Source organism: Nocardia alba NBRC 108234 (assembly GCF_001612665.1).
In the GTDB taxonomy this organism is placed as follows: Bacteria; Actinomycetota; Actinomycetes; order Mycobacteriales; family Mycobacteriaceae; genus Nocardia; species Nocardia alba.
In genome coordinates this window covers 39,686-52,421 of sequence record NZ_BDAX01000021.1, presented here as the reverse complement: position 1 = coordinate 52,421, position 12,736 = coordinate 39,686, and the positions used below count along the sequence as shown (strand labels likewise).

11 protein-coding genes are annotated in these 12,736 nt (G+C 67.9%); 7 read left to right on the top strand and 4 right to left on the bottom strand.

The genetic code is table 11. From position 1 onward, the window contains the following. The first annotated feature begins 31 nt into the window (after positions 1-31). The 5 genes from NA12_RS22770 to NA12_RS22750 all read left to right on the top strand — a co-directional run bounded on the left by NA12_RS22770 (position 32) and on the right by NA12_RS22750 (position 5,392). Positions 32-1,009, top strand: a complete 978-nt coding sequence (locus NA12_RS22770; protein WP_067454909.1) for a carbohydrate ABC transporter permease — start codon at positions 32-34, stop codon at positions 1,007-1,009. Beyond that, the gene (locus NA12_RS22765) at positions 1,009-1,908 is read left to right on the top strand and encodes a carbohydrate ABC transporter permease (RefSeq protein WP_371856015.1); all 900 of its coding nucleotides are present in this window, start codon (positions 1,009-1,011) and stop codon (positions 1,906-1,908) included. The genes NA12_RS22770 and NA12_RS22765 overlap by 1 nt, the downstream gene beginning before the upstream one ends. A gap of 98 nt (positions 1,909-2,006) precedes the next feature. Then, on the top strand, positions 2,007-4,328 hold the full coding sequence (locus NA12_RS22760; RefSeq protein WP_067454907.1) for a transglycosylase domain-containing protein: 2,322 nt from the start codon (positions 2,007-2,009) through the stop codon (positions 4,326-4,328). A gap of 177 nt (positions 4,329-4,505) precedes the next feature. Then, on the top strand, positions 4,506-4,961 hold the full coding sequence (locus tag NA12_RS22755) for a GyrI-like domain-containing protein (protein ID WP_067454904.1): 456 nt from the start codon (positions 4,506-4,508) through the stop codon (positions 4,959-4,961). Next, a complete protein-coding gene (locus NA12_RS22750; RefSeq protein WP_243654778.1) occupies positions 4,961-5,392 on the top strand; it encodes a GyrI-like domain-containing protein in 432 nt (143 codons plus the stop codon). Before NA12_RS22755 ends, NA12_RS22750 begins: the two co-directional genes overlap by 1 nt. A 75-nt stretch (positions 5,393-5,467) precedes the next feature. Here NA12_RS22750 and NA12_RS22745 read toward each other — a convergent pair whose 3' ends face one another. The 4 genes from NA12_RS22745 to NA12_RS34205 form a co-directional block, all read right to left on the bottom strand. Beyond that, positions 5,468-6,577 carry an inositol-3-phosphate synthase gene (locus NA12_RS22745; protein ID WP_067454901.1) on the bottom strand — a complete coding sequence of 370 codons (1,110 nt, stop codon included), beginning with the start codon at positions 6,575-6,577 and terminating at the stop codon, positions 5,468-5,470. Then, the gene (locus NA12_RS22740) at positions 6,570-7,127 is read right to left on the bottom strand and encodes a PadR family transcriptional regulator (protein ID WP_067454898.1); all 558 of its coding nucleotides are present in this window, start codon (positions 7,125-7,127) and stop codon (positions 6,570-6,572) included. Before NA12_RS22740 ends, NA12_RS22745 begins: the two co-directional genes overlap by 8 nt. A gap of 147 nt (positions 7,128-7,274) precedes the next feature. Beyond that, positions 7,275-8,051, bottom strand: coding sequence for a DUF1707 SHOCT-like domain-containing protein (locus NA12_RS22735; protein ID WP_067454894.1), 777 nt, complete (start codon positions 8,049-8,051; stop codon positions 7,275-7,277). A gap of 8 nt (positions 8,052-8,059) precedes the next feature. Continuing rightward, on the bottom strand, positions 8,060-9,118 hold the full coding sequence (locus NA12_RS34205; protein ID WP_067454891.1) for a DUF1707 SHOCT-like domain-containing protein: 1,059 nt from the start codon (positions 9,116-9,118) through the stop codon (positions 8,060-8,062). A 123-nt stretch (positions 9,119-9,241) separates the two neighbouring features. Here NA12_RS34205 and NA12_RS22725 point away from each other — a divergent pair, with 123 nt between their 5' ends. Together NA12_RS22725 and NA12_RS22720 are read left to right on the top strand one after the other, a co-directional pair. Continuing rightward, the gene (locus NA12_RS22725) at positions 9,242-9,658 is read left to right on the top strand and encodes a DUF5318 domain-containing protein (RefSeq protein WP_165914764.1); all 417 of its coding nucleotides are present in this window, start codon (positions 9,242-9,244) and stop codon (positions 9,656-9,658) included. A 144-nt stretch (positions 9,659-9,802) separates the two neighbouring features. After that, positions 9,803-12,724 (top strand): transglycosylase domain-containing protein, encoded by a 2,922-nt coding sequence (locus NA12_RS22720; RefSeq protein ID WP_424453532.1) that lies wholly within the window; start codon positions 9,803-9,805, stop codon positions 12,722-12,724. Positions 12,725-12,736 lie beyond the last annotated feature (12 nt).

Here is a 12,736-nt window from a genome sequence, read left to right as displayed (position 1 = left end):
GACCCGACCAGACCGTAGGAGAGTAGTAACGGTGTCGGATCCTTCGGGAGCCAAGCAGCGCGGGCTAGCGCTGCAACTGCGACAATCCGGCAAGGCGTGGCTGTTCGTCGCGCCCGTGCTCGTCGCCCTGGCCGTGGTCATCGGATATCCGGTGGTCGAGGCGATCTGGATGTCCACGCAGAAGGACTCCGGCATCGACCCGGCCACCGGGATGTTCGTCGAGGGCGGCGGCGCCGGATTCAGCAACTACACGCACTGGCTGCTGCAGCAGTGTGGGTCGCTGTCGGGCACGGTGTCGTGCCCCACGGGCACCCTCGGCTCGCAGTTCTGGTCGGCGGTCGGGGTCACGCTGTTCTTCACCGTGATCACCGTGTCACTGGAGGCCCTGCTGGGGCTCGGCATGGCCATGGTGATGGGCAAGACCTTCCGCGGCCGTGCGCTGCTGCGTGCCGCCGTGCTGATCCCGTGGGCGATTCCCACCGCGGTCACAGCGCGGTTGTGGGAGTTCATGTTCCAGTACGACGGCGTCGTGAACCGCGTGCTCGGCACGCACATCCTGTGGACCTCGGAGATGTGGGCGTCACGCTTCGCGGTGATCGCGGCCGACGTGTGGAAGACCACACCGTTCATGGCGCTGCTGATTCTCGCTGGGCTGCAAGTGATTCCGGCCGATGTGTACGAGGCGGCGAAGGTCGACGGCGCGTCGGCGTGGCAGCGGTTCGTCAACATCACGCTGCCGCTGCTCAAGCCGGCGCTGCTGGTGGCGGTGCTGTTTCGCACCATGGACGCGCTGCGCATGTACGACCTGCCCGCGATCATGACCGGCGCCAATCCGTCGACGAGCACCCTGTCGATCCTGGTGGTCGAGCAGGTGCGTCAGGGTCCCAACAGCGCGGCGGCACTGTCGGTGATCACCTTCGCACTCGTCTTCGCGATCGCGTTCGTTCTGGTGAAGGTGCTGGGCGCCAACGCTGTTCGCACGCAAGAAGAACAGCGGAAGGCGAACTGATGAGCATCTCGATGACGAAAGATCCCGTCGCCGAAGCGAATCCGCTGCCGACGCAGCCGGTGTCGTGGAGCAAGCGGTTCGCCACGACGCGCACCTACCTCGGTGTCGCCATCGTGCTGGTGTGGGGCCTCGGGCCGTTCTACTGGATGACCGTGGTGGCGTTCCGCGACCCGGCCCACACCTTCGACAGCACCCCGTGGCCGACCCACGTGACGCTGGAGAACTTCCGCAACGCCTTCGATACCAGCCGCGGCAACGACTTCGGCAAGGCACTGCTCAACAGCGTGATCATCGGTTCGGCGACCACCGCCGTGGCGCTGATCCTCGGCGTCCTCGCGGCGTACGCGCTGGCCCGGATGACCTTCGCGGGCAAGTACCTGATCTCGGGGCTGATCCTGTCGGCGTCGATGTTCCCCGCTGTGGTGCTGGTGACGCCGCTGTTCCAGCTGTTCACCGATATCGGCTGGATCGGTGAGTACCAGGCGATGATCATCCCGAACATCTCCTTCGTACTGCCGATGACGGTCTACATCCTGGCCTCGTTCTTCGCCGAACTGCCGTGGGAGCTCGAAGAAGCCGCGCGCATCGACGGCGCGAGCAAGTTCCAGGCCTTCCGGTTGATCATGCTGCCACTGGCCGCGCCCGCGGTGTTCACCACCGCGATCCTGGCGTTCATCGCCTCGATCAACGAGTACCTGCTGGCCCGGTTGCTCTCGGGCGACGACACCAAGCCGGTGACGGTCGCCATCGCGAGCTTCTCCGGCAACGACCCGCTGGTGCAGCCGTACGCGGCCATCATGGCGGCGGGCGTGATCGTCACCGTGCCGCTGGTGATCATGGTGCTCATTTTCCAGCGTCGGATCATCTCCGGTCTCACCGCGGGCGGCGTCAAGAGCTGACCTGCCGGGTTCTGCCGCCATCGCCGGGTAGAGTCGCCTGCACCGATATCTACATCGGTGCAGGTGAGTTCTTCTCACTCGCTCCGAAAGGAGATGGTGTGGCCTCCCAGCGCGGGCGCGGACGTTCCGACGACGACGTTCCGTATACCTCGATCGCCGGGTTCCGCGATCCACTGGCGAAAGAGCAGAATCCGGCCAAGGGCGCGGCGCGACGGGCGCAGGCCGCGCGACTGGCCGCCACCGACCCCACAGACGACGCCAAGGGAGCAGCGCGGCGCGAAAAGGCGGCACGCCGTGGAACCGACGAGCAGCCGACCGGTCGCAAGCCGCGCACCAGGGGTCAGCGCATCCGGCGGTTGCTGCTCGCCCTGTTCGTGATCTTCGTGTGTGTGCCCGCGTTGCTGTTCGTCGCGGTGTACTGGAGTTCGGAGATTCCCGAACCGGCCGAGGTCGCGGTCGAACAGCCCGCGACCGTCCTCGCCTCCGACGGCACCACCGTGTTGACGAAATTCATTCCGCCACAGGGCAATCGGATTCCCATCCCGCTCACCGAGGTACCGATCCCGGTACGCGATGCCGTGCTGGCGGCCGAGGACCGCACCTTCTATACGAACGCCGGGTACTCGTCGAGCGGATTCCTGCGCGCGGCTCGCGACAATGTGACGGGCCAGGACAACGCGGGCGGCGGCTCGACCATCACCCAGCAGTACGTGAAGAACGCCTTCCTCAGCTCCGAACGCACCGTCACCCGCAAGATGCGGGAATTGATCATCGCGGCCAAGATGGCGCGGCAGTGGAGCAAGGACGAGATCCTGTCCGCCTATCTCAACACCATCTACTTCGGGCGTGGGGCGTACGGCATCGCGGCGGCGGCGAAAGCCTATTTCGGCAAGCCGGTGCCGGAGCTGACCCTGGCCGAAGGCGCGGTGTTGGCGGCGGTGATCCGCTCACCGTCGGTGCTCGACCCGGAGCAGCATGCCGATCAGTTGCGGGCGCGGTGGCAGTACGTGCTCGCCGGGATGGTCGAGATGAATGTGCTCGCGCCCGGCGATCGGGACGCGACGGTGTTCCCGCCGATCATCCCGCTCGACGATGTGCCCGCGGAGTCGGTCGCGCTCGGTCCGGAAGGCCATATCCGCACCCAGGTGCTGCGCGAGTTGCGGGCCGCCGGTCTCGACGACACCGACATCAACACGGGCGCATTGCAGATCACCACCACCATCGACGCCGCGGCGCAGGCGGGCGCGGTCGATTCGGTGCGCGAGCGGTTGTCGTGGCAGCCCTCGGAACTGCGTTCGGCCGTGGTGTCGATCGACCCGCGTAGCGGGGCCGTGCGGGCCTACTACGGTGGCGAGGACGGGGCCGGGTTCGATTTCGCGCAGGCGCCACTGCAAACCGGTTCCGCGTTCAAGGTTTTCGCGCTCGTGGCCGCGCAACGGCAGGGCATTCCGGTGACGCGGGCGATCGACAGTTCGCCCATCACCGACCGCGGCACCGAGATCACCAATGTGGAGGGTGACTCGTGCGGACGCTGCTCGCTCGCCGAGGCGCTCAAACGCTCACTGAATACCAGCTTCTACCGGCTCACCATGACGATGGCCGACGGCCCGCGCTCGATCGCCGAGGCCGCGCACCTGGCGGGCATCCCCGAGTACATTCCCGGCGTCGACGGCGTGAGCCTGTCGGAGCCGGACGGCTATCCGCTCAACGGGATCGTGCTCGGCCAGTATCTGGTGCGCCCCCTCGACATGGCGTCGGCGTACGCGACGCTCGCCGCCTCCGGTGTCTATCACCAGCCGTACTTCGTGCAGCGGGTGAGCACCGGCGACGGGCGGGTGTTGCTCGACCGCGGCTGGGAAACCGCGTCGGGCAAGCGGCATTCGGAGCCCGAGCGGCGGTTCTCCGCCGAGATCGCCGATGCGACGACGTCGGCGATGCTGCCGATCGCCAACTACTCCAACGGCCACGGCCTCGCCAACGGCAGGCAGTCGGCGAGCAAGACGGGAACCACCCAACTCGGCGAGACCAAGGACAACAAGGACGCGTGGATGGTGGGGTACACGCCTTCCCTGTCCACCGCGGTGTGGGTGGGCACCGAGCACCCCCAGCCGCTGCGCAGCGGTCGCGGCGGGGCGATCTGGGGCTCGGGGCTACCCGCCGACATCTGGAAGCAGTCGATGGACGCCGCGCTGGCAGGCACGCCGGTCGAACAGTTCGACGTGGCTCCGGTGCCGAGCCCGCCGCTGGTGCCGTCGCCGGGCACCGGACCGGCGCCGACGACAGGCGGCTTCGACATCTTCGGTCCGCCGACGAACTCACCGCGCCCCGCGCCGCCGCCGTTGATCATCATCCCGCCCGCACCGACGCCCGCCACACCCGGTGAGCTCTTCCCCGGACTCGGCGGCGAAGGCCCCCGCTAGATCACGAGTTGGCGCAGCCGGACCCGACTACCCTGAGGACATGGCAACATCGTTGCCCAGAGCGCGAACCGCCCGACCACGGGTCGAAAGATCCCGGCGCGGAACCTGTCGGACCGATACGGGAGGATGTGCGGTCGGTACCGACACGCGACGACACTAGACATAGGGGCTACGCAGGTGGATTTCAATGTCGTTGACCGTCCCGAGACGCTGATCGCGGGCACGGTGCTCCGCAGTCCGGCGCTCGCCGTCGAGGGGCCGCGCCGCGCCAAAGTGGTCGAGGCGTGGACGCACCTGCGAGCGAGGACGTTACCGGGGCCGGTCGCGACGGGTTACGTCGATTTCGCGCCGGAGATCAATTCCTACCTCACCCACATCGTCGGCTACGAGTGCAAAACCCTGGCCGACCTACAGACGGGTGATGTGCTCGGCCGGATTCGGGCGGGCCGCTACGCGCGATTCGTGGCCAGCGGAGACAACCTCGGCGACACCATCGTCGCGCTGTGGCGCCAGGTGTGGGACGCGGAGGCCGCGGGCGAGTTCGTGCGCGCCTATACCGGCGACTGCGAGCAGTATCCCGACGAGAACACCGTCGAGATCTTCGTTTCGCTGACAGAGGAGAAGGACAGCTGATGGCTGTGGATTTCGAAATCGTCACCCTCACCGACAGCCTGGTCGCGGGTCTCACCGTGCCCCTGGCCGGCCGCGAGGTGACCGCGCGCGATCTCGACCTGGTGAACTTCACCTGGGATCGGTACCTGTCGAGGGAGAAGACAGTGCCCCGCGCCGCCGCCTACATAGGCCAGAACGACCACGCCGTAGCCGTGCTCGGCTACGAGGTAGCCGAGCTGGACGACATCGACGAAGGCGACGTCCTCACCCGCATCCCCGCAGGCCGCTACGCCAAATTCGTAGTCTCGGACAAGCCCTACGACCTACTACGCACCGCATGGGCAGAGGTCATCAAAGCCGAGAACGCAGGCACCATAACCCGCTCCCACACAGCGGAACTGGAGCGCTACACCGGCCCGACCAGCGTAGAGGTCTACGTCTCCCTCGACTGACCCCCGCGCCACTCCCACCCCCCACGGCGAAGGCCGGGCACGCACCATGCGCACCCGGCCCTCTCACGTCAGCGACTAATCCGCCCCGATGATGAACGCCTCGAGCTGAGTACGCGCCACATCATCAGCGATCTGCACCGGCGGAGACTTCATCAGATACGCCGAAGCCGGAATGACGGGCCCGCCGATACCACGGTCCTTGGCGATCTTCGCCGCGCGAACAGCGTCGATGATGATGCCCGCCGAGTTGGGCGAGTCCCACACCTCGAGCTTGTACTCCAGGTTCAGCGGAGCGTCGCCGAACGCACGACCTTCGAGCCGCACGTAGGCCCACTTGCGGTCGTCGAGCCACTCCACGTAGTCCGAGGGACCGATGTGGACGTTGCGGTCGTGGACCTTGCCCGCGAGCGAACCGGTGAGGTTCGACGTGACGGCCTGGGTCTTGGAGACCTTCTTCGACTCCAGGCGCTCGCGCTCGAGCATGTTCTTGAAGTCCATGTTGCCGCCGACATTGAGCTGGTAGGTGCGATCGAGCACCACGCCGCGGTCTTCGAACAGCTTGGCCATCACCCGGTGGGTGATGGTCGCGCCGACCTGCGACTTGATGTCGTCACCGACGATCGGGACACCGGCGTCGACGAACTTCTGCGCCCAGACCGGGTCGGAGGCGATGAAGACCGGCAGCGCGTTGACGAAGGCGACGTTCGCGTCGATCGCGCACTGCGCGTAGAACTTGTCGGCCTCTTCGGAACCGACGGGCAGGTACGAGACCAGCACGTCGACCTTCGCGTCTTTCAGCGCCTTCACGACGTCTACCGCGGGCGCCTCGGACTGCTCGATGGTCTGCGCGTAGTACTTGCCGATACCGTCGAGAGTCGGGCCACGCAGGACCGTCACATCGGTCGGCGGCACGTCGGAGATCTTGATGGTGTTGTTCTCGCTGGCGAAGATGGCTTCGGCCAGGTCGAAGCCGACCTTCTTGGCGTCGACATCGAACGCGGCCACGAACTTCACGTCGCGGACGTGGTAGCTACCGAACTTGACGTGCATCAGGCCGGGAACGGCCTGGCTCTCGTCGGCGTCCTTGTAGTACTGCACGCCTTGTACCAGCGACGATGCGCAGTTGCCCACACCGACGATCGCGACGCGAACTTCGCCGGATCCAACCTTGTTGACATCACTCATGGCCGCTCTTTCCCTCTTTCTGTGGTGCCGCCTTCGTCGATTGCTCCGCCGCAATCAACTCGTTGAGCCAGCGCACTTCGCGCTCGCTTGATTCCAATCCGAGCTGGTGGAGCTGCTTGGTGTAGCGATCCAGTGACCCGCTGGCCTTCTTGATCGCTTCCCGCAGTCCCTCTCGGCGCTCCTCGACCTGACGACGTCTGCCCTCCAGAATCCGCATTCTCGCCTCGGCGGGAGTGCGACTGAAGAAGGCAAGGTGAACGCCGAAGCCGTCATCGGTGTAGTTCTGCGGACCGGTGTCGGCAAGGAGTTCGGAGAACCGTTCCCGGCCGACCGGCGTGAGCCGGTAGACGCGGCGCGCACGGCGCGCGAGCGCGCCGTCCGGAAGCTCCTCGGCGATCAACCCGTCGGTCTGCATTCTGCGCAGCGTCGGGTAGAGCGAACCGTAGGAGAAGGCCCGGAACGCTCCGAGCAGGCCCGTCAACCGCTTGCGCAGCTCGTAACCGTGCATGGGCGCGTCGAGGAGCAGGCCGAGAATCGCCAATTCGAGCACTGCCGACCTCACTCCCTGACTATGTCGACCCGAAGGACGAACAGACCTAACCGTGGATGCGACTTCCAACTATATCGGACCGATACATCTACGCACAGTCGGATGTGACGCATGCGTCATCGCCGCAGGTCAGTGTGGAGGCAGGGATCAGGAGGTCGGCGGGCGGATCGCGCGCGGTTCGCCATCGAGGGCGAGTTCGAGGCGGCCGGACTCGCCGTCGTCGTTCCGGACGTAGACGGTGATCACGGGCTCAGCGTCCGCCTTCGCTCCCGGCGCGAATCCGATGGCGAGGTAGGTGACGCGCCCGTGGGGCACCTTGGTCGTCTGCGGCGCGCCCGCCACGAGCGGGGCGAAGCGGGCCAGGTCGATCGCCGCGAGGTCGAGAGCGGGGGTGCCGGACGGGCGGGCGGTCGGGGTACCGCTGGTGTCGAAATCGCCCCGGTAGACATAGCTGTCCTGCTTGCCCGATACCCCTTCTCGCTCGAACGAGACGTACCCGGGATAGACCGTGGCCTCATCGAGGATGGTCGTGCCGAATTCCGCGCGGTATTCGGCGAGGAAATAAGCAAGGCCGTCGGCCGTGGTGAGGTCGGGCAGCGCTTCGTCGGCAGCGGCGCGACCGATCAGACCGGCGACCGCGCCGACGACGCCCGCGGTCAGGATCGCGAGCACAGGGATCAACCAGCGGCGCGGAGTGCGGTCGATGCCGAGTGCCGGTGTGGCGGCGGCGAACTCGTCGGTGAGCTGGAGGTCCTCGACCAGCCGGTCGAGCGCGGCGAAGGTCTCGGCGCGCATCGCCCGGGCGGAGCGGGTGGCGTGTTCGTCGGCGGCGAGTTGGCCGTCGGTCAAGGCCGCGTCGAGCACAGCGCACACGTCGGCGCGGTCGATGTCGCGGGCGCGCAGCTGATCGGGTTTCTTCGGCATCGGCGCGACTACTTCTCTGTGTAGGGGTTGGCGCGGATCAACTCACCCGACACGGCCATCGTCAGGAAGCCGGATCGGGAGTGCTCGTCGCCCACGTGGATGCTGATGACCGGCCGTTTCGTCGAACTGTCGGCCGCGATCGAGAAATGCCGGACCTTGCCGTCCGGGACGCGCAGGGTGGTGGCCGCGTCGGCCAGGGCCACGGCCAGGGCGTCGGTGTTCACGGTGGCCAGGTCGATCGCGACGGTGGCGCGGGCGCGGGCGGGCATCGCGCCGGTCGCGCGTTGGAAGCCGCCGTAATAGGTGTAGTCGGCAGTGAACGACCCCTGGCTCGCGACCTCGCGCGTGAGTTTGGCGTAGGTGGGGTAGTAGGAGATCGTGTCGACGACGGCACTGCCGAACTTCGCGTCGAGACCGTCACGGATGTGCAGGAATCCGGCGATGGTGGTCGGGGACGGGGTCGGCAGGACCAGCGGGGTGGCGGAGTTGTGGTGGGTCGCCGGCGGGGGCTCGGCCGGGTCTCGCACCGTGACGACGAAGGCGGCGACGGCGGCGACCGACGCGAGGGCGATGACGACGAGTCGTGTGCGGTCGCGTCGGGCGCGGGGCTTGGTCGGCGGGTCGGGGCGCTGGTGGAGTTCGGCCACCAAAGTGGACAAATCGCCCAATGTTCGTGATTCCGCGGCCAATTCGATCATCACGGCGTGTTCCTCGGCGTCGAGTTGGCCGTCGGCGCGTGCGGTGTCGAGCGCCGCGATCGTCGCGGTGCGGTCGCTCGATCTGGCTCTCGTGCGGGCCGGGTACTCCGTGAGTGCCCGGCGACGCGGCCGTCGGGAGGGTGAGCTGTCGCCGAAAACCGCAGGTGATTGCAGGTCGGCGGTGAGGCGCGCGAGGTCGCCGACGGTGCGGGCGATGGTCGCCGACGCGACGCGATCGTGGTACTCCCCCGCACCGAGTTGCCCCTCCGCGTAGGCCGCGTCAAGTACGGTCGACGCCTGTGCGCGATCGATGTCACGTGCGCGCAGCACCGAATCGACGGCTGCCCGCCGCTGCCCGGATTCAGCCATGGCCGTGGGTCACCTCACCTGCGAAAACACCCGGATGAACCCCGGTAGCGGGAGTTTAGTCCGACAGATCGGATCCAACGATGCCGTGGGCACGCGTTTGGGAACCCCGCTACTCTGGTGATCGTGCGAATTCAGCGGCAGGTGGTGGACTATGCGCTCCGGCGCAGGTCCTTGCTCGCCGATGTCTACGCGGGGCGGGTCGGCGTCGCCGAGGTGTGCGACGCGAACCCGTATCTGCTCCGGGCCGCGAAGTTCCACGGCCGGGGCAGTGAGGCGACCTGCCCGATCTGCCGAAAAGAGCAGCTGACGTTGGTTTCCTGGGTGTTCGGCGATGGGCTCGGCCAAGCGGCCGGGTCGGCGCGGACACCCGAGGAACTGCTGCGAATGGCCGAGTCGAACGAAGAATTCTCGGTGCATGTCGTCGAGGTATGCCGCTCGTGCAGCTGGAATCATCTGGTGCAGTCGTACGTGCTCGGCACCGCACCCGCCCCCGCCCGGCGACGGACGAGTTCGCGAGCCCGGCGCTCTGCTGCCGAATGATGGGGTGTGGAGCGACGGGGCTGTGCGGTGATCGGCGGCCCGAACAAGTGATGGTGGCCACCGCGTGATGCGCCACTGTTCGGAACGCACCTTCTCCGCGCCGGTACTCCGGCGCGGATGTCGTGTGCCCGAACCTTACAAGTTATGGAGATCTGGTCAGTGAGTTCGCCCTACGACTCCTCCCCTTACGGCGATGATCCGCGCGGCGGCCGTCCGGCTCCGGGCGCGCAATCGGGTCTCCCCCCGCAGTCGGGTGATCGCCCCGGCGGTCCCCCGCCGCGTCGGCCGATGCCGCCCGCCGGTCCCCGCCCGCAGGGTGGTCCCGCGCAGGGTGGGCGTCCGCAGGGTCCGCCGATGCCCGGCGGACGTGGTCCGCAGGGTCCGCCGCCGAATCGGCAGCAGGGTCCGCCGCCCGGTGGGCTGCCGCCGCGTCGGCCGGGTCAGCCGCCGCAGCGTCCGGGTGGACCGCAGGGCGGACCACCGCCGCAGGGTGCGCCCGGTCAGGGCAGGCCGCCGCAGGGTAGGCCGGGGCAGCCGGGTCGCGCCGCGCCGCCCGCGGCAGGCGCCACCCAGAAGCTGCCGCGTCCCGGCGGCCCCGACGAGTCGACCGTGCGCGCGAATCAGCCTGGGCGCACCGTCCGTGGTGCGAACGACGACATAGCCGCCTCGGCGCGCCCCGGCGGCGCCGCCGCGGCCGCGCGGGCCGGCGCGGGCCGACGACCCGGTGGTCCCACCTCAGGTGAGCGTCGCGCCACCGTGGCCGGTGGCCCGACGACCGGCGAACGTCGTGTCGCCGGCGGCACACCGCCGCCGACCGGTCCACGCAATCGCCGCGACGGTAGCGGGGGCGACGGCTCGGGCGGCGACGGCTCGGTGCGGAAATCCCGGTGGCGGATCGTGCGCCGGACGCTCTATGTCCTGATCGCACTGGCCATCGTCGTGCCGAGCTCGGTGTTCCTGGTCGCCTACACGGCGGTGTCGGTGCCAAAGCCCGGCGATCTCGAGACCAACCAGGTCGCGACGATCTTCGCCAGCGATGGCTCCACCGAGATCAGCAAGGTCGTTCCGCCGCAGGGCAACCGCACCGAGGTCTCGATCGATCAGATCCCGCCGCATGTGCGCAATGCCGTGATCGCCGCCGAGGACCGCGACTTCTACACCAACCCCGGCTTCTCGGTCTCGGGCTTCGCCCGCGCCGCCCGCGACAACATCCTCGGCAAGGAAAGCGCCGGTGGTGGTTCCACGATCACCCAGCAGTACGTGAAGAACGCGCTGGTCGGTGACGAACGGTCGATGACGCGCAAGATGCACGAGCTCGTGATCTCGGCCAAGATGGCGCGGCAGTGGAGCAAGGAAGACATCCTCGCCGCCTACCTGAACACCATCTACTTCGGTCGTGGCGCGTACGGCATCGACGCCGCCGCCAAGTCCTACTTCGGCAAGCCGGTGCAGGAGCTGACCGTGGCCGAGGGCGCTGTCCTGGCCGCGACCATCCAGCTGCCCTCGATGCTGGATCCGGAGAAGAACCCCGAGGGCGCCAAGACTCGCTGGGGCTATGTGCTCGACGGCATGGTGGCGGAGAACAACCTGCCCGCGACCGAACGCCAGGGCATGCAGTACCCGCAGGTGGTGACGCTGGCCTCGCTCGGCGACAAGAACAACGACGAGGGCCCGTCGGGTCTGGTGAAGAACCAGGTGCTCCAGGAGCTCTCGATCGCGGGCATCAGCGAGCAGCAGTTGAACACCGAGGGCTTGCAGATCACCACCACGATCGACCAGAAGGCGCAGGACGCCGCGATCAAGGCCGCGCAGGGCAAGTTGGAGGGCGAGCCGGAGAACCTGCGCACGGCGGTGGTCTCCATCGACCCGCGCACCGGTGCGGTACGCGCCTATTACGGCGGCAGCGACGGTCAGGGCTTCGACTTCGCCAATGCCGGTCTGCCGACGGGCTCCTCGTTCAAGGCGATCGGCCTGGCCGCGAATCTCGAGCAGGGCGTTCCGCTTTCGCAGCTCTACGACAGCTCGCCGATCACCGTCAACGGCATCAAGATCGGCAATGTCGAGGGTGAGGGCTGCGGTATGTGCACCATCGCCGAAGCACTCAAGCGCTCGCTGAACACCAGCTTCTACCGCATGCAGCTCGATATGCAGAACGGTCCGCAGAAGATCGCCGATATGGGTCACAAGCTCGGTATCGCGCCGGAACTGCCCGGCGTCGGCGCCACGCTGACCGAACCCGGCGGCGTCGGCCCCAACAACGGCATCGTGCTCGGCCAGTACCAGTCGCGCCCGCTCGACATGGCCTCGGCCTACGCCACCTTCGCGGCCTCCGGCGTCTACCACGCGCCGCACTTCGTGCAGAAGGTCGTGACCGCCAAGGGTGAGGTGCTGCTCGATCGTGGCGAGCCCGCCGGTGAGCAGCGAATCAGCGCGGCCGTGGCCGACAACGTCACCGCGGCGATGAAGCCGATCGCGGCCTACTCGCGCAACCACAACCTGGCCGGCGGTCGCGAATCCGCCGCCAAGACCGGTACCCATCAGCTCGGCGACACCGGCAACAACCGCGACGCCTGGATGGTCGGTTACACCCCGTCGCTGTCGACCGCGGTGTGGGTCGGTACCGAGCAGGGCGACGCGCTCAAGAACTACGGCGGCGGCTCCGTCTACGGTTCCGGTCTGCCGTCCGACATCTGGAAGGCGACGATGGACGGCGCGCTGTCGGGCACGTCGAACGAGGCGTTCCCCAAGCCCGCGCCGATCAAGGGCCAGGCCGGTGTGCCGGAGTGGTCGGCGCCCTACACCGCGCCGTCGACCACCGTGGCCGCGATTGTGCCGCCGGTGATCGTGCCCTCGCAGGTGGAGATCCTGCCCGGCATCCGGATTCCGGTGCCGGGGGTGCAGCAGCCCGCGGTGACGCAGTCGCCGCAGACCCCCGTCGACACCGGTCCGGGCCCGCTGCCCGGCCAGCCGACAGCGACGCCCGAGGCACCCAAACCGGGCAACGGCGCCAACGGCGACGACAACGAGAGTGGCGGCACGGGAGCCACGCCGACCCGATCCCGGTAGCCACCGGTAGCC

Bases quoted from the DNA above. Each gene is read 5' to 3' on its own strand.
- NA12_RS22735 (WP_067454894.1), bottom strand. From the start codon at position 8,051: ATGCCGAAGAAACCCGATCAGCTGCGCGCCCGCGACATCGACCGCGCC.
- NA12_RS34205 (WP_067454891.1), bottom strand. From the start codon at position 9,118: ATGGCTGAATCCGGGCAGCGGCGGGCAGCCGTCGATTCGGTGCTGCGC.
- NA12_RS22745 (WP_067454901.1), bottom strand. From the start codon at position 6,577: ATGAGTGATGTCAACAAGGTTGGATCCGGCGAAGTTCGCGTCGCGATC.
- NA12_RS22750 (WP_243654778.1), top strand. From the start codon at position 4,961: ATGGCTGTGGATTTCGAAATCGTCACCCTCACCGACAGCCTGGTCGCG.
- NA12_RS22720 (WP_424453532.1), top strand. From the start codon at position 9,803: ATGGAGATCTGGTCAGTGAGTTCGCCCTACGACTCCTCCCCTTACGGC.
- NA12_RS22765 (WP_371856015.1), top strand. From the start codon at position 1,009: ATGAGCATCTCGATGACGAAAGATCCCGTCGCCGAAGCGAATCCGCTG.